Below are 22,541 nucleotides of genomic sequence, written 5' to 3' on the forward strand. Positions count from 1 at the left end.
ATGAAAAAGAAAGTCGCATTTTATACTTTAGGTTGTAAACTTAACTTTTCTGAAACATCAACCATAGCTAGAAACTTTAGTGAAGAAGGTTTTAATCGTGTCGATTTTTCAGAAAAAGCAGATATATACGTTATTAATACCTGTTCGGTTACCGAAAATGCGGACAAGCGTTTTAAAACCATTGTAAAGCAAGCTCAAAAAGCAAACCCTGAGGCTTTTGTTGCTGCTGTTGGTTGTTATGCACAACTTAAACCACAAGAATTAGCCGATGTTAATGGAGTTGATTTAGTACTTGGTGCTACCGAAAAGTTTAAGATTACAGATTATATAAACGATCTTTCTAAAAACGATTTTGGAGAAGTACACTCTTGCGAAATTGAAGATGCCGATTTCTATGTTGGGTCTTATTCAATAGGAGATAGAACACGTGCTTTTTTAAAAGTACAAGATGGCTGTGATTATAAATGTACCTATTGCACCATTCCTTTGGCACGAGGTATCTCGCGTAGTGATGCTTTGCAAAATGTTTTAATGAATGCCAAAGACATATCGAAGCAAAATATAAAAGAAATTGTTTTAACTGGTGTAAATATTGGCGATTATGGCAAAGGTGAGTTTGGTAATAAAAAACACGATCATACCTTTTTAGATTTAGTTACCGAGTTAGATAAAGTTGAAGGAATTGAGCGTTTACGAATTTCATCAATTGAACCAAACCTTTTAAAAAATGAAACCATCGATTTAGTTTCAAAATCTCGTGCATTTGTACCGCATTTTCATATTCCGTTGCAATCGGGAAGCAACGAGATTCTTAAAAAAATGAAGCGTCGTTACATGCGCGAACTATATGTTAATCGTGTTTCAAAAATAAAAGAAGTGATGCCGCATGCCTGCATAGGTGTTGACGTTATTGTTGGTTTTCCTGGTGAAACCGACGAACATTTTTTAGAAACCTATAATTTTTTAACCGAGTTAAATATTGCGTATTTGCACGTGTTTACATATTCGGAACGCGATAATACCGAAGCTGCAAATATGAATGGCGTGGTGCCAATGAATGTGAGAAATAAACGCAGTAAAATGCTACGAGGTTTATCGGTTAAAAAACGTCGTGCTTTTTACGAAAGTCAAATAGAAAGCACTAAAACAGTATTGTTTGAAAGCGAAAATAAAGAAGGTTATATTTATGGTTTTACTGAAAATTACGTAAAAGTTAAAGCGCCTTGGAACCCAGAATTGGTAAATACTTTACATGAAGTTGAATTAACAAAGATTGATGACGATGGATTGGTGAGGATTGAGTTTGTAAAAGAACTAACCCTATAAAACAAAAAAACTCCGAAATTTTAATTTTCGGAGTTTTTTTAATTTCTTAAATTATAATATTTATATTCTTAGTCCAACAGGAAGCATTCGTTTATACTTTCTGTTACTTCTTACAAACTTAGCAATTTCAGGGCTTGTAGGAACCACACTTAAGTTACGTCCTTCAATTTGTTCAAAAACAAGTGCTAAAAATTCTTTTTTAAAGTCTTCGTCTTTAATGCCCTCAGGAATAATAAGTTTGGTTAAAAAAATCTTGCGTTCTTGTAATGAATATTCAATTTTAGCCAAATGATTATCAATTTTAATTTCAAACTGACGTAAAAAATCATTGTCTATTAATTCTGCAGCATCAACCATAATGAATTTTATTTTATTTCTTAGGAATCTTTAAAATAGCGAGCGCTATTTATATAACTTTGTGCAAAAGTACAAAAAAAAACATTACCGTCAATAGAATTAAAGGTTAAAACCTTATGTGTCAAGAGATAATACATGTGTATTTAATGCCAGGAATGGCTGCAAGCCCCAAAATTTTCGAATATATTAAGTTGCCAGAAAATCAATTTAAAATTCATGTGTTAGAATGGATAATTCCATTAGAGAAAGAATCATTAAACGATTATGCTTTGCGACTTTCAAAAAACATTAAACACAACAATATTGTACTACTTGGAGTATCGTTTGGAGGTGTATTAGTTCAAGAAATTAGTAAGCATATCAAGGTTAGAAAACTCATAATTGTATCTAGTGTAAAATCGATACATGAATTACCAAGACGTATGCTAATTGCTAAAGCCACAAAAGCTTATATGTTAATACCAACACAGCTTGCTAGTAATATTGATGCTTTTGCAAAATATGCTTTTGGCAGTAATGTTACTAAACGTTTAGAGCTGTATAAAAAGTATTTATCAGTTAATGATAGTAAATATTTAAGCTGGGCAATAAAGAATATGATATGCTGGAATCAAGACAAGTATAATCTGGAAATAATACATATTCATGGTGATAGCGATAATGTATTTCCTATAAAAAATATATCAAATTGTATTACAGTAAAAGGTGGTACACATATTATGATTATAAATAAATATAAATGGTTTAATGAAAATTTACCCCAAATAATTTTAGATAACTAATTTAAAATTTTAACTTTAAACAAAACTTTTTAAAGATGAAGATAGTACAGAAATCCTTAGCCTTTGTAGGATTATTAAGTTTATGCGCATTATTTATTTATGCCTTGCAAGACGCGCCTACTGATGAAAATTTTGAAACAAAACTAATAAACGATTATAATGTTTATGCATTACAAGTTCCTGATGATTTGAATTTTGCTGGCGAACCCATCCCATTAAATAACCCAGATATTTTTGAGCGTATGGATAGAGAATTGTTAGTTAATACCTATTGGCAATCTAATGGATTGTTAATGTTTAAGCGAGCTAAAAAGTATTTTCCAATTATCGAGCCTATTTTAGAAAAACATGGTATTCCAGACGATTTTAAGTATTTAGCGGTTATAGAAAGCGGATTAACAAACGCTGTGTCTCCTGCTGGAGCTAGAGGTGTTTGGCAAATAATGAAATCTACAGGGCGAGAAAACGGTTTAGAAGTTAATACTAATGTAGACGAACGTTATAACTTAGAAAAAGCAACCGAAGTTGCTTGTGAATATTTAAAAAAAGCTAAAGATAAATTAGGCTCTTGGACACTTGCTGCTGCTGCATACAATGGTGGTAATGCAGGAATGTCTAGACGCTTAAAAGCACAAAATGTAGATAGTTATTATGATTTATTATTAGGTGAAGAAACTGGTCGTTATTTATTTAGAATTGTAGCTCTAAAAGAAATTTTGTCTAATCCTGATAAATATGGTTTTAATTTTAGAGAAAAAGATTTATATAAAAATATACCAACTTATAAAGTAGAAGTGGATTCGGCAGTTACAGATTTTTCTAAGTTCGCACAGAATTTTGGTATTAATTATAAAATATTAAAACTACATAACCCTTGGTTGCGAGAGCCACACCTTAATAATAAATCTAGAAAACTCTATAAGATTGATATTCCTAAGGAAGGATATTACCAGAGCAATCCATAAATGCTAGATTTTATAAAAGAAAACATTTGGTATTTATTAGTTATAGTTAATTATATATTAGCTATATCTGCAGTATTTACTATTTTTTTAAAACGCATAAACCCAACTAAAACCCTGTCTTATATTATTGTTTTAGTGTTTTTTCCTTTTTTAGGATTACTAGTCTATTATCTTTTTGGTCAAGAATATCGAAAAAACAAAATCTTTAGTAAAAAGCATATCCTAAATAAAAGTGTAGTAAAATCAATTAATAAAGAATTAGAGTTTAATAAAGCACAAATAAAAAAAGTAGACAACTACTTAGAAGAAAAAGTAAAACTAGTTAAATTACTACATACTAGTGATGAAGAACCATTAACATTAAAAAATAAAGTTAAGATACTTAAAGATGGTGATGAAAAATTCAAACATTTACTGAAGGATTTAAAGAAAGCAGAACATCATATCCATTTAGAATATTATATAGTTAAAGATGATAATATTGGTACAGAAGTATTAAATGTTCTTTGCGATAAAGCTAAAGAAGGTTTAAAAGTTAGATTAATTTATGATGATGTTGGTAGTAAGATATCAACACGAATGAAACGTAAATTATCCGATTCTGGTGTAAAACATCATCCATTTATGCCCGTTCTTTTTTCCAAGTTCACAGGAAAAATGAATTACAGAGATCATAGAAAAATAGCTGTAATTGATGGTAAAATAGGCTATGTTGGAGGAATTAATATTTCAGACGAATATCTTAATAAAAACAAAACGAAAGGGTTTTGGCGCGATACCCATATGTGTATTGAAGGTGAAGCTGTAAAATCATTACAAATTCATTTTTTGTCTACTTGGGATTTTGTTTCAGATGAGAAATTAGCAGTTTATAAAACGTTTTTTCCAGAGGTTGAAATGGATAAGGATGATGTCGCTTTACAAATTGCAGCAAGTGGACCAGATACAGATTGGGCAAATATTATGGAAGTTATTTTTACTGCCATTGTAACTGCCAATGATTATATTTATATCACGACACCTTATTTTGTTCCAAACGAACAAATAATAACAGCTTTACAAATAGCAGCAAAAAGTGGGGTTGATGTTCGATTAATTGTTCCTGAAAAATCAGATTCTTGGATTGTAAAGCATGCTTCAAACTCTTTTTTAGATGCTTTGTTAAAAGCAGGCGTTAAAGTTTACAAATACAACAAAGGCTTTGTTCATGCTAAAACCATGGTGGTTGATGATTTATTTTCTACAGTTGGAACTTCTAATATGGATTATCGCAGTTTTAATATAAATTTTGAGGTAAATACTTTAATTTATGATGTAGAGCAAAGTAAAATTCTTAAAAAACATTTCTTAGAAGATCTGAAAAATAGCAATGAGGTAAATTATAACACGTATTTAAATCGTTCGAGTTTTGATAAATTAAAAGAATCGTATTGTAGGCTTTGGTCTCCGTTAATTTAACCTCTTCTTTTCTGCGCTCTTAAAGAACCACCAGAACCATAGTGTTGATTTGGTCCAGCTGCACGCTTCATATTCTCTTTCATCATCTTTATTTGGTCAGCCAACATGCCTTGTTTATCAAGTTTTTGGGCTTCAGATAATAATTTTTGTGCTTCTTGTTTTCTGCGTTTAGAAAATGCAATCCCAGATAAATTTAACTTTGCCATTGCCAAATCATGATCCATAGATAAACCTAAAGAAATAGCTTTCTTAAAATACTTTTCAGCTTCATTCATATTGCTTTGAGAAACCATCAAACCGTGTAAATAGTTGTAATACCCTTGTTGCTTTTTTACTAATGCAGATTCTGGGTTTTTAATTTTACTCAACCATTTTTTTGCACCATCAAAATCTTGTTTACGTAATCTTAAAAAAGCCAATAAAATAAATTCATTTTTAAAGTATAAGAACACAAAAATTAAGGATAACAGAATAAACATAATACCATTACCAATAAAACCTTCGGTAAATTGATAAACGGCGTAGGCAATTATACCTGCTGCAATAATTAGTTTTATAATTTTATTGTACATGATGCGTAATTTGAAATAATAGTTAGATGCTTTTTATTAAAAACAATCTTTTCCTGTTGTTTTACAACTGCAAAGAAACTAAATTTTTATTAAAAAATAAGTATTTGTATTTAACAAAAAGTAATGGTTATCCCAAATAAATAAAGGTGTAACATGCTTTTTTGCTTCAAAAAAATAAATTAAAAATATTTTTAAAATAAGGTTTGTCAAAGTAATAAAGGCTTTGTATATTTGCCCTCGGTTTTTAGGGTAGCCTAATACATTATAAAAATTACAATTCAGATTTAAAGATTTAAGATAATGAGTAAAAGAACATTTCAGCCTTCTAAAAGAAAGAGAAGAAACAAACACGGTTTCAGAGAAAGAATGGCTTCTGCTAACGGTAGAAAAGTATTAGCGCGTAGAAGAGCTAAGGGAAGAAAAAAATTATCTGTGTCATCTGAAACTAGACATAAGAAATAATGATTAACAATTGTTGATAATAAAAAGGTGTTACTTAAGTGTAATGCCTTTTTTTATATCTACTGATTACTATTTTTGTAACGAATTAAAATCCAACATATAACTGAAAGAAAATGCCGAAAAACGAAAAACTAAAATCTATTTTAATTATTGGTTCAGGGCCTATCATTATTGGTCAAGCATGCGAATTTGATTACTCAGGATCTCAAGCTTTAAGGTCGTTGAGGGAAGATGGGATAGAAACTATATTAATAAACTCTAACCCAGCAACTATTATGACTGATCCGTCAATGGCAGATCACATATACTTGCTTCCTTTAAACACAAAATCGCTAATAAAAATACTTAAAGATCATCCGCAAATTGATGCTGTTTTACCAACTATGGGCGGACAAACGGCATTGAATTTATGTATAGAGGCTGATGAAAAAGGGATTTGGAAAGATTTTGATGTAGAAATTATTGGTGTTAATATTGATGCTATAAATATTACTGAAGATAGAGAACAGTTTAGAGAGTTGATGCTTAAAATTGGTATTCCAATGGCACCTCAAGCTACGGCGACATCTTATTTAAAAGGCAAAGAAATTGCTCAGGAATTTGGATTCCCTTTAATAATTAGAGCCTCGTTTACTTTAGGAGGAGCAGGAGCTTCATTTGTTTATAAAGAAGAAGATTTTGATGAATTATTAACGCGTGGATTAGAGATTTCTCCTATTCATGAAGTTATGATTGATAAAGCTTTAATTGGCTGGAAAGAATATGAATTAGAGTTACTTAGAGATTCAAATGATAATGTAGTAATCATCTGTTCTATTGAAAATATGGATCCGATTGGAATTCATACTGGAGATTCTATTACAGTAGCTCCAGCAATGACATTAAGTGATAGAACGTATCAAAAAATGCGCGATATGGCTATTCATATGATGCGTAATATTGGAGATTTTGCTGGCGGATGTAATGTGCAATTTGCGGTTTCTCCAGATGAGAATGAAGATATTATTGCTATAGAAATTAACCCACGTGTATCGCGTTCTTCAGCATTAGCAAGTAAAGCAACAGGATATCCCATTGCAAAAATAGCAGCTAAATTAGCTTTAGGTTATCATTTAGATGAATTAAATAATCAAATTACAAAATCTACTTCGGCATTATTCGAACCGACTTTAGATTATGTGATTGTGAAAATACCACGTTGGAATTTTGATAAATTTGAAGGTTCAGACAGACGATTAGGACTTCAAATGAAATCTGTTGGAGAGGTCATGGGTATTGGACGATCATTCCAAGAAGCACTTCATAAAGCAACACAATCTCTTGAAATAAAGCGTAACGGATTAGGTGCAGATGCCAAAGAAAATAAGAATTATGATGAGATCATAGAAAAACTTACCTATGCTTCGTGGGATAGAGTTTTTATTATTTATGATGCTATTGCCATGGGAATTCCTTTGAGCAAAATCCATAAAATCACACAAATAGATATGTGGTTTTTAAAGCAATATGAAGAATTGCACTTCATAAAAAATGAAATATCAACTTTTACTATTGATACTATTGAAAAAGACTTGTTGCTTGAGGCAAAACAAAAAGGTTATGGAGATAGACAGATAGCACACATGTTGGGTTGTTTAGAGAGTCAAGTGTATTCAAAGCGTGAAGAGTTAGGCGTAAATCGAGTTTATAAACTGGTTGACACTTGTGCTGCGGAATTTGAAGCAAAAACACCTTATTATTATTCTACTTTTGAAAGTGATATGGAAACTGCTGACGGTAATCGTTATGCAGATAATGATAGTATCGTTTCTGATAAGAAAAAAGTAATCGTTTTAGGTTCTGGACCAAATAGAATTGGCCAAGGTATAGAATTTGATTACTGTTGTGTTCATGGGGTTTTAGCTGCCGCTGAATGTGGTTACGAAACTATTATGATAAACTGTAATCCTGAAACAGTTTCAACAGATTTTGATACTGCCGATAAATTATATTTTGAACCTGTTTTTTGGGAACATATTTACGATATTATTAAACATGAAAAGCCAGAAGGTGTTATTGTACAACTTGGGGGGCAAACGGCTTTAAAGCTTGCTGAAAAACTTACCAAATACGGTATCAAGATATTAGGAACTAGTTTTGAAGCTCTAGATTTAGCAGAAGACAGAGGTTTGTTTTCAAACCTTTTAAAAGAAAATAATATTCCTTATCCAGAATTTGATATTGCTACAACTGCTGATGAAGCTGCTGCAATTGCAGATGTGTTGGACTTTCCAATTTTAGTACGTCCATCATATGTATTAGGGGGGCAAGGGATGAAGATTGTAATCAACAAAGAAGAGCTAGAAAAGCATGTTGTTGATTTATTAAGCAGAATGCCAGGGAACCAATTATTACTAGACCACTATTTAGATGGCGCTATTGAAGCAGAAGCTGATGCGATTTGCGACGGTGAGGATGTTTATATTATTGGTATTATGGAACATATTGAGCCTTGTGGTATTCACTCAGGAGACAGTAATTCTTTATTACCACCTTTTAATCTTGGTGATTTAGTAATGCAACAAATTAAAGATCATACAAAAACTATCGCTTTAGCATTAAAAACAGTAGGTTTAATTAATATTCAATTTGCAATTAAAGATGATACGGTTTACATTATTGAGGCCAACCCTAGAGCTTCTAGAACTGTGCCATTCATTGCAAAAGCATATGGAGAGCCTTATGTGAATTATGCAACAAAAGTGATGTTAGGTGAAAAGAAAGTAAAAGATTTTAATTTCCAACCAAAATTAGAAGGCTATGCGATTAAGCAACCTGTATTCTCTTTTAATAAATTCCATAACGTAAATAAGAAACTAGGACCAGAAATGAAAAGTACTGGTGAAAGTATTTTATTTATCGATGGCTTAAAAGATGATGCATTTTACGATTTATATTCAAGACGAAAAATGTATTTGAGTAAATAGTAATTTCAATAGAAAAAGCCGCTTTAAGCGGCTTTTTTTTACTTCTTTTTCATATTAAATTCAAAGGAAACCTCAATGGTTTCAGAAACTTTATTCTTAACTATTTTAGGTATTTTAATATCAAAATCGGTGGCGTTTACTGTAACCTTTCCTGAAATTTTAATCGTGCTATTTTCATTTAAAATGGTTAACGGAATAGTGGTTACCTTTAGGGTTTTTCCATGAAAATTTAAACTACCAGTTATAGAGTGTTTGTTTTTTATAACATTTATTTTACCTTTAAAAGTCGCTTTTGGATAGGTGTCTGATTCAGCATAATTTTCATTAAAATGTTCTTCCATTAAAGCATTTTTAAAACGAAAACCTTTTACTAAAACTAAAGCTGCAAATTCGTTATTATCTTTATTATAGATAGCAGTTGTTGTAGTGTTTGTTGCTTTTACTTCTTCAAAGGACGGTACAGAGGCTTCAAATATAACAATCCCAGTTTTTGTTAAGTACTTACTTTGAGCAAAAGTATTAAAGCATAATAGGGTAAATAAAAAAGCAAAATATTTCATAATATTAGAGTTTATATCTAAGCTAAACAAAAACATAACCAAACTTGTTTTAAAAAGTATTAGTTTTCTAATAACCCATCATCTTTCCATTTTTGTATTAAATCTCTATTTGACTGTCCCATTAAACCACTCGGAGGCATTGGGTTTGTGGTGCTATTAATACGAGTAATTATTTTATCAACATCTGTTTTAACTTGAGAAAAAGTAGTAAAAGATACAGGTGCACCGTTAGTAGTAGGGGTGCCGTGGCAAGATGTACAATTACCACTCATAATATTTTTAACAGTGTTATTATAAGTTATTGTTGCTGGAGTAGGTGTAGGAGGTGTAACTTCATCACTATCACCTGAACAATTTAAGAGCAATAAAGAAATTGCAGAAACGTAAATTAAGTTTTTAAAATTCATAGTATTATTTATTTAGAGTGATTATTAATTTTCAAGTAATCCATCTGCTTCCCATTTTATAATTTGGTCAATTAAGTTTTGTGGTAATCTAGGACCACCAAAAGGCATAGCCCCAGTATTACCAGCTTGCGCTGATATTCTACCTATTAAATTATTATTTAATACTCCGTTTTTTACGTTTTCATAAATAAGTAACGGCGTATTTGCTCCATTTACTGGAGGGGATTGATGACAATTAATACAATTATTATTAATGATAGTTTTAATATCATCATAGGTAGTTAAAACTGGATTTGGTTGTACATCTATTAAATCACTTTCACTTGAATTAGTACAACTAAAGGTTATAATTGTGCTAATAATTAAATACAAATATTTTTTCATCATCATATTGTTTTAAAATACTCTACTTAAGTTAAATCCGAAATAAAATTCTCCATCAAACCAATCGCCAGACCCTTGCCCTAAAAAACTATTAGTATTCATGCCTTGTGCATTTGTAAAATGCATTTGAAATACGTGACCTCCTGTTTCTAAATCTAGACCAATAGATAAAGGATTTTTAAAGGGTGAGTTACTAGCTCTATTTAAGTGTAAACCATAATCGGCATTTAAAGACCAGCGCTTACCAAGTTTATAGCGACCACCAAGACCAAGCGCAAATTGCGAGTTGTTCTGTGCGTCAACCATAACATAATTATCATGAAAAAAAGTTGGTGCAAGTTCAATTGAAAAATTAGTGTCTATCTTTCTAGATATTAATAATTGTGCAGTATACCCTAAACGATGTTTAAATTTTAATAGTGGCAAATTTGCTTTATCTAACGCTGTATTGATAAGAAAGGCATTAAAACCAACAATAGTAAATGGAGAGCCATTTTCTGCTTGTCTTAAAAGCCTATACTTAAATGATGTTTCGTAAATTTTTTGGAATGAACTTCTTGACACTCCAATATTTATGGCATCAGTTAATCCATAAACAAAGTTTAATCTAGTTACAGCATCATCAAGACCAAAGAAACTATCAAAACCATTTTCTACACTTCCAAATCTATGTGCTACAATAAAAGTTAGTTCTTTTTTAGCAACAAGCTTAGTTGATTCAAAATTTACAATTTTTAAACCTTTAAAAGCCGCAGTTACATATTGTGCTCCAATGGAGTCTGAATCTATTTCATCTAATAAATCATTTTGAGCAAGGCAAAATATAGGAAACAAGAAAATTAAAAATATTGATTTCATAGATTTATTGTTTAATAAAACGTTTAGTATGATTAATACCTTCAGATGATACTTTTACAAAGTATAAGCCTTTACTTAAGCCTGAAACATCAAGAGTTGTTTCTTTTACATTGCTTAAATACAGTTGTTTACCTAGCAAATCAACAACTCTAATTGTCCCTGTGTTTACCTCTTTTGGAAGCTTAAAAGAAATTAAAGAACTGGCTGGATTTGGTGAGAGTGAAAACCCCTTTAGCGCAAAGTCATTTACGCTAAGTGCACTTTGCACAGTTATAGTTCCTTTCATAGTCGAAGGATGAAAATTACATTGGTATGGGTTTGAACCAACGCTATTAAAGGTTTTAGAATATGTCATTCCATCTCCTGTTTTAGAACCACTATTAAAAGTTTCTGTGCTTCCTGGCAGGTTTGTTACAGTATGCGGAAAAGCGTCTGTCCAAGTCCAAATAACAGTATCACCTTCATCAATAGTTAAATCTACATTGGTTCCTATGCCAATTTCCCAATTAAGATTGTGTGTAGTTTGTGCTTGAGTACTAAATATTCCTAAGAATAATAAGACAAGTAGTTTTGTTTTCATTATTTTATTTTTTGATTAGTTAATAATATAACATTGGTCTAATTTGACTTGTTCTAACAAATCGTCATAGCCTATACAACGGCCTTTTATTTTTACTGATGTATTTAATTTTATTAATTGATTTATAATGCCATTAAATTGACAAAAAACCATGTCATTTAAAGTTATGTTATTTTCGTTAACTTCGGTAATCATGCCTAATACTTCGATGGTTTCATTAAGATATTTTTTTTCAGACGTAAGAGCGTCTAACTTAAATTTATCACTAATTGTTTGCGGAGTTGTAATGTATACGGCTTTTTCTGTTTCAATATCTCTATGATCTTGATATATATATTGATAGCCAATAAACACGCATAGGGTTAATAGCACTAATAAAAAAAAACAATTATGTTTATTTTTGCTACTAACCATTTATAGTGGAGGGTTAATTTATTTTTAGTCGTGGTTAAATATGTTTAATTACATTATTTACTAAGTTGTCACATTTTTCAAATCCAAACTCAAACACATTTGGTTTTTGCGATAATTCGTAAAGATTATTTTTTAGCATTTGTTTAGCACGATGGGTTCTAACTTTTACATTGTTTGTTGAAATATTAAGGCAAATACTAATGTCTTTAATTTTCATGTTTTCAACTTCGCTAAGTATATAAACCACTTTATACTTTTCTGGAAGCTCGTCAATTACTTTTTCTAAAATCCATTTAGCTTCTTTTTGAATTATATTTTGCTCAGGATTCATGTTTTTTGAAGCTTCTACAAATGATTTATTACTGTTGGTATTTGGGAGAATAAAAAGTTTACGCTGTTTAGCTTTTAACTCATGTAACGCTTCATTGATGCCTATTCTAATCAACCAAGTTGAGAATTCTGATTTATTATTAAATTGATAAAGTTTCTCGTAAGCCTTTATATAAGTATTTTGCATAATGTCTTTAATAGCATTTTCATCCTTAATATAGCTCCGTATAACTCTATATAGCTTTTGATTATTTCTGCGCATTAAAATTTCGTACAGTCCTTTTTCTCCGCTTAAAACTTTTTTAATAACATCAAAATCATGAATAGCATGGTTTTTATAATCACTTATTTTAATGGCTTTCATGTGGTTATTTTTTCTTTAGATGAGATAATCAACAAATAGTTACAAAATTTTGTAACTATTTTAAAGTTTAAGTATCAAAAGCACAGAATAACTTAAATAATGATATTATGAATGAACAAACATTACTGAAGTATACCTTTGGTTTAGTGCCCATTGTGGCAGGATTAGATAAATTTACGAATATTCTAGCAGATTGGAGCCAGTATTTAAGTTCTGGATTTCAAGAATTATTACCTTGTGACGCCTCAACCTTTATGATTATTGTAGGAATTATTGAAATTGCAGCAGGAATTCTAGTATTGATTAAAACCAAGATAGGTGCAATAATAGTTGCATTATGGCTAATGTTAATTGCCCTTACTTTAATTTTTAGCGGTCATTATTTAGACGTAGCTGTGCGAGACTTGGTTATGGCAATTGCAGCTTATGTTTTGTTTAAACTTAGTAAGTAATTAAGAATGTTGTTAATTTTAATCGCATAACATATTAGAAAGGTTGTTATGCGGTTTTTTAATTCAACTAAATTCTATTTTAACGTTTTGTGTTTTAAGTAAGTCTAAATGGTCTTCAATTTTAAATTCTGAGGCTTTAAAATTATTAGATCTAGTTTTCGTTTGTTCTTGTCTGGTAATACTTCTTGAAAACCTACGGATGGATTCTTTTGAGTTTAAAATAATTCCAGGAACAGGAACATTATTTCCATCATCATCTTTAGCTACCATTGTAAAATATGAGGAGTTGCAATGTTTTGTTTCACCTGTTTGAATATTTTCAGATTCTACCCGAACACCAATAACCATAGAGGTGCGTCCTGTGTAATTTATCGAGGCTTTAAGTGTTACCAATTCGCCAACATCTATAGAGTTTAAAAAATCAACCTTATTTACCGATGCTGTAACACAATAATGTCTGGAGTGTTTTGAAGCACAAGCAAATGCAATTTGATCCATTAAATTTAAAATATAACCACCATGAATTTTACCACTAAAATTGGAGTGTGAAGGTAGCATGAGTTCTGAAATGGTAATTTGAGAATCTTTAATGTGTTTAAACATGGCTTTAAATTTTATAAGTCGTCTTCTTCTGCGCGTTTTATTATAGCTTCAGAAAGTAAATTATCGTCTTCAACATTTGCTTTATCCTTCCATTTTTGACTAATCTTTTCTTTAGGACTAATCCCTAATTTCTCCAATTTGTCAATATCTTTGATTAAGTTTTGATTTCCAGTTAGTTTTTTCATTGCATCTTGATAAGCGGTGCCAGTTGAATTAATCCTTTTTCCGACAGTTTCTAAATCGTCCAAAAGATTTTTGAATTTTCCATACAATGAAGTGGCATGTTTTGCTATATCTTTGGCATTTTCTTGTTGTTTTTCATTACTCCAAATAGTGTCAATAGTTCTTAATGTCGATAATAAAGTTGTAGGACTAACGAGCAGTATATTTTTACTAAATGCAGTATGAAAGAAATTTTTATCTTCATTTTGAGCTAAATATAAAGCAGGTTCAATAGGAATAAACATCAACACAAAGTCTGGAGATTCAATTTTATATAAATCCTCATATTTTTTCGCACTTAAATCATTGATATGGCCTTTAATTGAATTTATATGTTGTGTTAGAAATCTCTTTTTTAATTCTTTGTCTTCAGAATTTACATATTGTTCGTATGCTACTAATGATACTTTAGAATCGATGATCATTTTTTTACCTTGAGGTAAATTTATTATAACATCCGGAAGGACTCTTTTTCCCTCATCGTTAATTAAGCTTTGTTGCACAAAATACTCTCTATCTTTTTCTAAACCCGATTTTTCAAGAACACGTTCTAAAACCAATTCGCCCCAGTTTCCTTGAGTTTTATTATCTCCCTTTAAAGCTTTAGTCAAATTTGTAGCCTCTTTTGTCATTTGGAGATTTAAATCTTTTAAGTTTCCGAGTTGAGTTTTTAATGATTCATGTAAACCAAAGTTCTTCATATTTGAATCTTCAACTTTCTTTTCAAAAACTTGAATTTTTTCTTTTAAAGGATTCAATATGTTTTCTATATTTTCCTTGCTTTCTTTTTTAAAAGTATTAGATTTTTCTTCAAAAATTTCGTTAGCTAGTAGTTTAAAATCCTTCCGTAATTGTTCTTGGCGTTCTTCTATTTCGGCATCGCGTATTATATTTAATTGTTGTAGATTTTCGTATTCAGTATTTCTTCTAGCTAATTCTGCATTTAAAAAATCTTTTTCTTTACGAATGTCTTCGCGTTCGTTTTCAATTTTACTTAAATTTTGTTTTAATTCATCAATAGTTTGATGCATTTGATTTTGGCGTTCCTCTAAAGTGCTTTGTTCACTTTTACTTTTTAACTTAGTAAATAGCATACCTAAATAAGCGCCAATGCTTCCAGCAATAAGAATAGCTATGATGAGAATAAGGTTATCGTTCATTTAAAATAGAAGTTTAACCAAAGATAATTTTTTTAGTTGGAAGACAGAAGTGTGAAGTTATAAGTTTTTCAAGGTGTTAATATCTTCTATAATACGTTGAATTTCTATATCGTTTGTGCCGTCATAAATACCTCTAATTTGTTTTTTTTTATCAATTAAAATAAAGTTAGGCGTGTGGATAAAATCTTGTAAACCACCATCGCCTTGCTCAACAACTGCAAAATAGCTTTTTCGAGCAAGTTCATATATATGCTTTTTGTTTCCTGTAGTAATATTCCATTTACTGTCAATTACCCCTTTATTATTTGCGTATTCACGAAGTACAGAAACACTATCTATTGTTGGAGTAACGGATAGAGATAATAGCATAACATCATTATTTTTTATAAAGGTTTGTTGAATTTTAGCCATGTTATTAGACATAATTGGGCAAATACTTGGGCATCGTGTAAAAAAGAAATCGGCAACGTATATTTTGTCTTTATATTCATTTTGAGTAATAGTGTCTCCGTTTTGATTTATTAAAGTAAAATCTGATATTGTATGGTTGTTACTTGTACTATGTAAGTTTTTATCAACCAACTCTGGATTAAAATCGACTGGATTGTATACGGGTAATGTTTCGTTTGAAAAAAGAGATGTATACAAAATATAGATAATAATCAAAACTCCTAGAGCTGCTAGTATTACTTTTCGTTGACTTTTTTTGATGAGCATATGAATAGATATGATTATAATACAGAATTATCAATCTCAATATCTGCATTTTTCCATGCTATATCAAATTCTTCTTTAATAGCTTTGGCTTCTTGCTCTTTTCCTTGTGCTTTTAGGCTTTTGTATAATCCTTTTAAAGACCATCCGTTTTGTCTAAGTACATTTAAATCTTCTTTGTATATTTTTTCGGCTGCTTCATACTTTTTAGCTTCTAATAAAATATGTCCTAAGTTTTGTCTTGTTGGGATATGCCATGCAGCAGGCTCTGTATATGTTAAACCATCTTCAAACACCACAGCATTTTCAAGATGTTCTATGGCTTTAGTTATATTGCCTTTTAAGGCTTCTAATTCACCAGACACAACTTCGTATGCTATATTTGCAGAATGGATGGACGCATTATTTGCAGTAGCTATTAAGGTTTCTAATTCTGGGTCTTTTTTTAAAGTTTCAATAGCACCCAATTCTTCTTGAGCTTCTTTTATATTTCCTTTTCTAATAAAAGCAATGCCTCTTGCGTAATGATGAATAAGCTTAAGGTGTTTAATCTCTGGATTAGGTGCGGGAATAGTTAAAACATCATTCCATTTTCCAAATCGAGTATAAGCTAACAAGGGTGTGGCTGCAAAATCCTGTAAAAATGGCATTTCTAAAAACTCGCCAACTGGCACTTTTTCTGCTGTTTTTTTAGCTGCATCAATAGCGATGTCACTGGCTCCTAACAAACTTGCAGATGACCATAAAAAGTGAATGTTATGTGGATAATACCCAAGCGGATATAAGCCTTGAGAAAAGCATTGAGATATATAATCCTCATCTGCTAAAATAGCTGCTTGATTAACTTTTACAGCATCTAAATATCTGCCAACTCTAATATAAATATGGGATGGCATATGTACAATATGTCCAGCTCCAGGCATTAAGGAAGCTAGTTTGTCGGCACTTTTTATCCCCATATCTGGATAAGGAAGTTCTACCATATGTATATAATAGTGATGTGCTCCGGGGTTTTCTGGTTTTAGTGTCATAGCCTTTTCTAATGCTGCTTTAGCCTCTTTTATATTTGGAGATGGGTTTCCTTCTTTATCCCAATAATTCCATGGTACCGTATTCATAACTGATGCAGCATATAAAATTTGTACGTTATCATCTTCTGGAAATTTTTTCAACACTTTAGTCATGGCATGCATATAATCCATGTTTAACTCTGCTACATCTTTGGTTAAATCCTCACTATATCTAGCGGATAAGGCTTCTATAAGCGCTTGTTCTTTTGCACTAGATTTTGTTGATAATTGTTTAGCTTTTAGTATGGCTTCATTGATTTTGTTTTTACGGTCATCATTAGGTAATGGGTCATTAATGTTTGGGCCTAAAGCAAAGGCTTGCCCCCAATATGACATTGCTGAATTAGCATCTAACCGTGCAGCTTCCATAAAGGAGCGATGTGCTTCAGCATGATTAAAAGCATATGATAATTTTAAGCCTTGATCAAAAAAAGCTTGAGCTCTTTTATTAGTAGTTGTAATGGTAAAATGAAGATCTCCTAGATTATTAAAAAGTGGTGAAATTTGTTTTGTTGTGTCAATATTTTCTAATAAAAATGCAGATGGTGTACATTTTATAAAATTCATTGCTAATTTAGGAGATGGTTCAGAAATAATTTTTGCTTGTTCGTTTAAAGTGTAGCAAACTATAATAGCTAAAATTATACTAGTTATTAAGATGATTAGTTTTGATTTCATGACATAAAATTATTAGTTTGAGTATTACTAAATAGCTTGCTCAAGAAATATTTTAGCTTCTTTTATTTCGAGTCTTTCGCTATTAATACCATTGGTTAGTTCGATAAGTTGATTAAAATACAATGTGGCTTTGTCTATATTACCACTTTGTTTTGATGCTATAGCAGCACCATAAATACCATTAAACCTGTTTGGACGATCTTTTAAATTTTCTTCGAAAGCAGCTAATGCTTCTTCTGGTTTATTCAATTCTAAAAGCATATCACCAAGTAATTCTATAGCAGGTAATACATCGCCTGGTGTAACAGGATGCTTACTTGTTTTTCGTTCTATATCTACAGCTTCTTGCATCAATTTAAGACCATTTTCTAAATCATTTCCTCTAAAGCTTAACCATGCCTGAGCAGTTATAATTTGAATTTTAACTTGCTTAACTTGAATGGCCTTTGTTTTATCATTTTGAGCAATAAGGTTTTGGTATAGGGTTTTTAAAATTTCAATTTTTTTCTCAACGGTATTAAAATCTTTTGTGTTTGCCGCACCTAAAGCAACAGCAAAGTGATGAATGGCTTCCTGCCAAGGGAATTTATTCCAATCCAATTCTATGTCTTGTAATTCTAAGTTAGTTGCGCGTTCCCAATCTTTATTCTCAAGAGCAAGTCTCGCAGGTATAGCTGCTAAAGGATAAGTAATAGCTGTTAACATGGTTGGATGGAATGTTCTTCTTTGTTTGATTAAATTATATTGTTCTTCCGCATTTTTATTATCCCCATTTTGAAGGTAAGCATATACTAAATAATCAATACCATGTAATTCTTCAAAATATGAACCAGACAATGCAGCAGCCTCAGCATAACATCTAGCGCTTTCTGTTGATTGTAAATTTGAATTTATAGACTCTTCCCATATTCCTAATCTAGTAAAAATATGTGAAGGCATATGTTGCGCATGAGCAGAAGAAGGAGCAATACTAGCATAACGTCTAGCTGTTTCTAAACCTTTTTGAGCTAAAGTGGGATTATCATAATTGTGAATAATATAATGAGCAATACCTGGGTGATTTGGGTTTTCTGCAAATAAACCTTCAAGAATTTTACCTGCTTTTCTTTCATTTATATAGTCTTTTCCAACACGATCTCTAGTAGAAAATAAAGCTAAGGAATAGAAAATAGCAGCTTCAATATCTTCTGGATGTTTTAAATGTATAGCTTCCATTTTATCTTCAAAGCGTTTTGCTCTTGTTTTGTGGTCTATAGTTTTCCAATCGGTATAAAAAGCATCAATAGCATTTATATAATCTCTTTGCTTATCATCCATCGATAATGCTTTTGCTATTTTTAATACTGCGGAGCCTTTTATTAAATCTTCTTCTGATGGTGGAAACCAAGCAGCATGATAAATGCTCATGGCTACACCCCAATATGCCATTGGGCAATTAGGATCCGCATCAATAACTTTAACAAAAGCTTTTTCAGATTCATTGTATTGAAATGAATGTAATAAAGCTACAGCTAAATCAAAAGTTTCTCTTGTTTCGTAATCGCATGATAGCGAAAATTTTAATTCTCCAAATTGTCCATCTCCACACAATAACAAATCACCTCTCAAGAAATCTATTGAAGCCAATGCAGAATTGGGTTTAGGATTTTTGTTTTTACAATTAAAGCATAATAATAACCCAAAAACTAAGGCAAAAAGTTTTAATGAATTCATTGGAATATAATTTAAAATTCGATTAGAAAATCATTGGTAAATAAGGAGAGAGCTGCTAAAAAATTGATTTTCAATTATGTAAAGTTAATAAAAATTAATATAGAAAAAGAAATAGTACTACTTCTTGACTCTAAAACTACCTGTAGTTTCATCAAAAGCAATTAAATCTTTTGGGAATAATGAGTTGAAAGTTCCTTTTTTTATAAGGTTACACGGTTGGTTTGAAACCACTTCCTTATTAGTCATTACAATAAGTTTATCGCATAATTGAATGGCTAAATCTATTTCGTGAGACGAAAACAGAATGGTTTTATTAGTGTCTTTAGCTAATTTCTGAAGCAATTTTAATATGTATGCTTTATGATACATATCAAGATGCGTTGTAGGTTCATCTAAAATAATTAAATCGGTATCTTGTGCCAAAGCACGTGCAATCATTACCTTTTGTAATTGTCCGTCGCTTAATTCAAAACACTTTTTGTGCTTTAAATCATCAATATTTGTTTGAGTTAAAGATTTATTTATAATGGTTATATCATGTTCAGATAAATTACCAATCCAACTTGTGTATGGTTGTCTGCCTAATGCAATCAGCTCAAAAACGGTTAAATTTTTAGATGCTATTTGCTCGGTTAAAACCAAGCTCATAACCTTTGCCAAATCAACAGCTTGATAAGCTGAAATATTCTTTTCATTAATAAAAATATGCCCCTTTAAAGGTTTTTGAACATTAGTTAAAGTTCTAATTAAAGTGGATTTCCCTATACCATTGGCGCCAATTAAACCAACTAATTCACCTTTCTCTAACTCAATATTTATATTTGAAGCTACAGCAGTTTGTAGTTTCTTAGTTGAATAACCAATAGTTAAGTTTTCTGTTTTTAGTATGATATGTGATTCATTTTTATTCATATTAAAACACCATTTTTCGTTTTCTAACCAATAACCAAATCACCACTGGGGCGCCAATTAAAGATGTAATAGCATTAATAGGTAAAGTGTAATCGCTATGTGGTAATTGAGCAATACTATCGCAAATTAACATGACAATGGCGCCTAATAAAAAAACAGCTGGTAATAATATTTTATGATTAGAGGTGTTAAAAATTTGTCGTGTTATGTGCGGAATTGCCAGACCAATAAAAGCAATTGGACCAGCAAAAGCTGTAATTGTGCCAGCAAGCAAACTTGTAGCAGCAATAATAATTAACCGACTTCTTTTTATGTTTAAACCTAAACTTGTAGCATAATTTTCACCTAAAAGTAAGGTATTTAAAGATTTAATGGATATAATGCTTAATAGAATACCCAAACTAAAAATTATAGAAAAAATAAATAATTCATGCCAAGACAAATTACCAAGACTTCCAAAACCCCAAAAAATGTATTGTTGTAATTGTTCGGCAGAACCAAAATATGAAAGGACACTTACTATGGCAGCCGTTATACTTGCAAACATGAGTCCGATAATAAGAATAGCCATGGTATCTCGCACTTTAATTGAAACCATTAGAACAGCTAAGAGTACCAAAAAACTTCCTAAACTAGCTGCGATTACAATGCCCCATTTAGATATAAAAAGCGATGCAAAAAGGCCGCCAAATAAACCAGAACCTAAAATAATTAATGCCACACCTAAACTTGCCCCCGAACTTATACCCAGTACAAAAGGACCAGCCAACGGGTTCCTAAAAAGGGTTTGCATTAAAAGCCCAGAAATACCTAACCCAGAGCCCACTAAAATAGCAGTTATAGCCTTTGGTAATCTGTAATTTTGGATTATATGTTGCCATGCTTCTTGTGCTGTAGTATTACCTATAAGACCATTAAATACATCTTTTAAAGGAATATAAACCGAACCTAAACTTATGTTAGTTATAAAACAAACCCAAAGCACTATGATTAATGTTATAAATGGAACTTTATATGTTTTTGAAACTGACAATTATTCTAAAGGTTTTAAAAAGAATGGTTTATAGTCTTTTAATAATTCTGGATGGCAAATTTTAATAATGTCTTTTAACACCAAATCTGGTCTAGTCATGCCTAATTCATAATATAAAACACCGCCTGTTTTACCTGTAGTATTTGTAATAGTATAAACATTTTTATTTTTAAACGCAGTAAACATGGTATTATGTGAACTTGTATTTTTTAGTGCTTTTAAACTTGTGTAATTTGATGGATTTAACCAAATATCGGCATCTTTAGCTTTTGTAAAAACGGTTTCAAAACTAAGTTTTAAACTTCCATAACCTTTGCTGTCTTTCCACAGGTAATTGGTATTAGCGTCTTTTAATAATTGTGCTTCGGTACTTGTTCCGTTTGGCAAATACCAAATATCGCTATGCATAGCTCCACTTAAAATAGTGGGTTTGTTTTTTACAGTTTGTGCCAATTTTTTTGCTTCTAAGTAATTCTTTTCAATGGTATTAAAAATAGAATCTGCTTCTTTTTCTTTGTTGTAAAGTGCTCCAAAAAACTTAATCCATTCTGCTTTTGCTAATGGAGAACCCTCAACCCAATCACCATTATAAATTACTGGAATTCCTGATTTTTTAATGGTTTCAAACGTTTTATTATTACCATCAATACCAAATCCAATTACAACATTCGGGTTTAGCTCTAATAAAATCTCGGTGTTTATACTTTCATTTTTACCAAGTTCTCTTATTCTTTTGTTGTCAATATGAGTTCTTATTTTTTCTGAAGAAATAAAATCAGTTCCAGGAAATCCAACTAAAGTTTGTTCAACATTTAACAATTCTAAAGCTGGAATGTGAGTAGTTGAAGTAACGACTATTTTTTTTATTGGATTAATAATAATACCATCAAATTCATCTTTCATAAAAGTTGTTTTCGCTGCATTTTTTTTATTAATTAAAACATAGCGGTAACTTTTTTCGGATTTAGGCCATGGGTTTTTAATTTCTAGTATTTTATAAGTGGAATAATTTTTAATAGAAAATCCATTGGCATATTTTAATTCGAGCTGATTGCTTTCAACAGTTTTAGTTAGTTGTTCTTTTGATTCATTTTTACAAGACAAAATGAACAGTAGAACTAATAAGAGGGCATTTTTTTTCAAAATTCAAATTTTATTCATTTCAAAAGTAATATTATTTAAAGTTTTAATATAAACAT

At 30.8% G+C, this 22,541-nt stretch carries 24 protein-coding genes; 7 read left to right on the forward strand and 17 right to left on the reverse strand.

What is annotated here, in order from left to right; all coding sequences use genetic code 11:
- Positions 1-1,326, forward strand: a complete 1,326-nt coding sequence (mtaB, locus tag RG22_RS13115) for a tRNA (N(6)-L-threonylcarbamoyladenosine(37)-C(2))-methylthiotransferase MtaB (RefSeq protein WP_034044024.1) — start codon at positions 1-3, stop codon at positions 1,324-1,326.
- Between the two features lie 60 nt (positions 1,327-1,386).
- Here the strand turns inward: mtaB and RG22_RS13120 are convergent, their stop codons facing one another.
- Entirely contained in the window at positions 1,387-1,683 is a 297-nt protein-coding gene (locus RG22_RS13120; protein WP_034044027.1) for an N-acetyltransferase, read from the reverse strand.
- A 116-nt stretch (positions 1,684-1,799) separates the two neighbouring features.
- Between RG22_RS13120 and RG22_RS13125 the strand changes: the two genes are divergently transcribed.
- The 3 genes from RG22_RS13125 to cls are packed head-to-tail and all read left to right on the forward strand — an operon-like array spanning position 1,800 to position 4,888.
- The gene (locus tag RG22_RS13125) at positions 1,800-2,465 is read left to right on the forward strand and encodes an alpha/beta hydrolase (protein WP_034044030.1); all 666 of its coding nucleotides are present in this window, start codon (positions 1,800-1,802) and stop codon (positions 2,463-2,465) included.
- A 35-nt stretch (positions 2,466-2,500) separates the two neighbouring features.
- Positions 2,501-3,430, forward strand: a complete 930-nt coding sequence (locus tag RG22_RS13130) for a lytic transglycosylase domain-containing protein (RefSeq protein WP_034044033.1) — start codon at positions 2,501-2,503, stop codon at positions 3,428-3,430.
- Positions 3,431-4,888, forward strand: coding sequence for a cardiolipin synthase (gene cls, locus RG22_RS13135; protein WP_034044036.1), 1,458 nt, complete (start codon positions 3,431-3,433; stop codon positions 4,886-4,888).
- Here cls and RG22_RS13140 read toward each other — a convergent pair.
- The gene (locus RG22_RS13140) at positions 4,885-5,460 is read right to left on the reverse strand and encodes a tetratricopeptide repeat protein (RefSeq protein ID WP_034044038.1); all 576 of its coding nucleotides are present in this window, start codon (positions 5,458-5,460) and stop codon (positions 4,885-4,887) included. The genes cls and RG22_RS13140 overlap by 4 nt on opposite strands.
- 300 nt (positions 5,461-5,760) lie before the next feature.
- Between RG22_RS13140 and rpmH the strand changes: the two genes are divergently transcribed.
- Together rpmH and carB are read left to right on the forward strand one after the other, a co-directional pair.
- Complete coding sequence (gene rpmH / locus RG22_RS13145) at positions 5,761-5,922, forward strand: 50S ribosomal protein L34 (RefSeq protein ID WP_027878648.1); 162 nt, start codon at positions 5,761-5,763, stop codon at positions 5,920-5,922.
- A gap of 113 nt (positions 5,923-6,035) precedes the next feature.
- Entirely contained in the window at positions 6,036-8,888 is a 2,853-nt protein-coding gene (carB, locus tag RG22_RS13150) for a carbamoyl-phosphate synthase large subunit (RefSeq protein ID WP_034044042.1), read from the forward strand.
- Between the two features lie 38 nt (positions 8,889-8,926).
- Here the strand turns inward: carB and RG22_RS13155 are convergent, their stop codons facing one another.
- The 7 genes from RG22_RS13155 to RG22_RS13185 form a co-directional block, all read right to left on the reverse strand.
- Positions 8,927-9,448 (reverse strand): YceI family protein, encoded by a 522-nt coding sequence (locus RG22_RS13155; RefSeq protein WP_034046094.1) that lies wholly within the window; start codon positions 9,446-9,448, stop codon positions 8,927-8,929.
- 59 nt (positions 9,449-9,507) lie between these two features.
- Positions 9,508-9,855, reverse strand: coding sequence for a hypothetical protein (locus RG22_RS13160; RefSeq protein WP_052143741.1), 348 nt, complete (start codon positions 9,853-9,855; stop codon positions 9,508-9,510).
- A 24-nt stretch (positions 9,856-9,879) separates the two neighbouring features.
- Positions 9,880-10,245, reverse strand: coding sequence for a cytochrome c (locus RG22_RS13165; protein WP_244462151.1), 366 nt, complete (start codon positions 10,243-10,245; stop codon positions 9,880-9,882).
- 6 nt (positions 10,246-10,251) lie between these two features.
- A complete protein-coding gene (locus tag RG22_RS13170) occupies positions 10,252-11,097 on the reverse strand; it encodes a DUF5777 family beta-barrel protein (protein WP_034044048.1) in 846 nt (281 codons plus the stop codon).
- 4 nt (positions 11,098-11,101) lie between these two features.
- Positions 11,102-11,677, reverse strand: coding sequence for a T9SS type A sorting domain-containing protein (locus RG22_RS17335; protein ID WP_052143742.1), 576 nt, complete (start codon positions 11,675-11,677; stop codon positions 11,102-11,104).
- 15 nt (positions 11,678-11,692) lie between these two features.
- Complete coding sequence (locus RG22_RS13180; RefSeq protein WP_034046099.1) at positions 11,693-12,049, reverse strand: hypothetical protein; 357 nt, start codon at positions 12,047-12,049, stop codon at positions 11,693-11,695.
- 76 nt (positions 12,050-12,125) lie between these two features.
- Positions 12,126-12,785, reverse strand: a complete 660-nt coding sequence (locus RG22_RS13185; RefSeq protein ID WP_034044051.1) for an RNA polymerase sigma factor — start codon at positions 12,783-12,785, stop codon at positions 12,126-12,128.
- A 107-nt stretch (positions 12,786-12,892) separates the two neighbouring features.
- On the opposite strand from RG22_RS13185, the gene RG22_RS13190 reads away from it, so the two are divergent.
- Complete coding sequence (locus RG22_RS13190) at positions 12,893-13,237, forward strand: DoxX family membrane protein (protein WP_034044054.1); 345 nt, start codon at positions 12,893-12,895, stop codon at positions 13,235-13,237.
- Between the two features lie 63 nt (positions 13,238-13,300).
- Here the strand turns inward: RG22_RS13190 and RG22_RS13195 are convergent, their stop codons facing one another.
- The 8 genes from RG22_RS13195 to RG22_RS13230 form a co-directional block, all read right to left on the reverse strand.
- Positions 13,301-13,840: an acyl-CoA thioesterase gene (locus RG22_RS13195; RefSeq protein ID WP_034044057.1), complete on the reverse strand. Its 540-nt coding sequence runs from the start codon at positions 13,838-13,840 to the stop codon at positions 13,301-13,303.
- An 11-nt stretch (positions 13,841-13,851) separates the two neighbouring features.
- Entirely contained in the window at positions 13,852-15,222 is a 1,371-nt protein-coding gene (locus RG22_RS13200; RefSeq protein ID WP_034044060.1) for a DNA recombination protein RmuC, read from the reverse strand.
- Between the two features lie 57 nt (positions 15,223-15,279).
- Positions 15,280-15,939, reverse strand: coding sequence for an SCO family protein (locus RG22_RS13205; protein WP_034044063.1), 660 nt, complete (start codon positions 15,937-15,939; stop codon positions 15,280-15,282).
- 14 nt (positions 15,940-15,953) lie between these two features.
- A complete protein-coding gene (locus RG22_RS13210) occupies positions 15,954-17,684 on the reverse strand; it encodes a tetratricopeptide repeat protein (RefSeq protein ID WP_034044066.1) in 1,731 nt (576 codons plus the stop codon).
- A 27-nt stretch (positions 17,685-17,711) separates the two neighbouring features.
- Positions 17,712-19,397, reverse strand: a complete 1,686-nt coding sequence (locus RG22_RS13215; RefSeq protein ID WP_034044068.1) for a tetratricopeptide repeat protein — start codon at positions 19,395-19,397, stop codon at positions 17,712-17,714.
- Between the two features lie 117 nt (positions 19,398-19,514).
- Positions 19,515-20,309, reverse strand: a complete 795-nt coding sequence (locus RG22_RS13220) for an ABC transporter ATP-binding protein (protein ID WP_034044070.1) — start codon at positions 20,307-20,309, stop codon at positions 19,515-19,517.
- 1 nt (position 20,310) lies between these two features.
- A complete protein-coding gene (locus RG22_RS13225; RefSeq protein WP_034044072.1) occupies positions 20,311-21,342 on the reverse strand; it encodes a FecCD family ABC transporter permease in 1,032 nt (343 codons plus the stop codon).
- Positions 21,343-22,485, reverse strand: coding sequence for an ABC transporter substrate-binding protein (locus RG22_RS13230; RefSeq protein ID WP_156113387.1), 1,143 nt, complete (start codon positions 22,483-22,485; stop codon positions 21,343-21,345).
- Positions 22,486-22,541 lie beyond the last annotated feature (56 nt).

It is taken from the genome of Wocania ichthyoenteri Th78, assembly GCF_000789235.1.
GTDB lineage: Bacteria > Bacteroidota > Bacteroidia > Flavobacteriales > Flavobacteriaceae > Wocania_A > Wocania_A ichthyoenteri.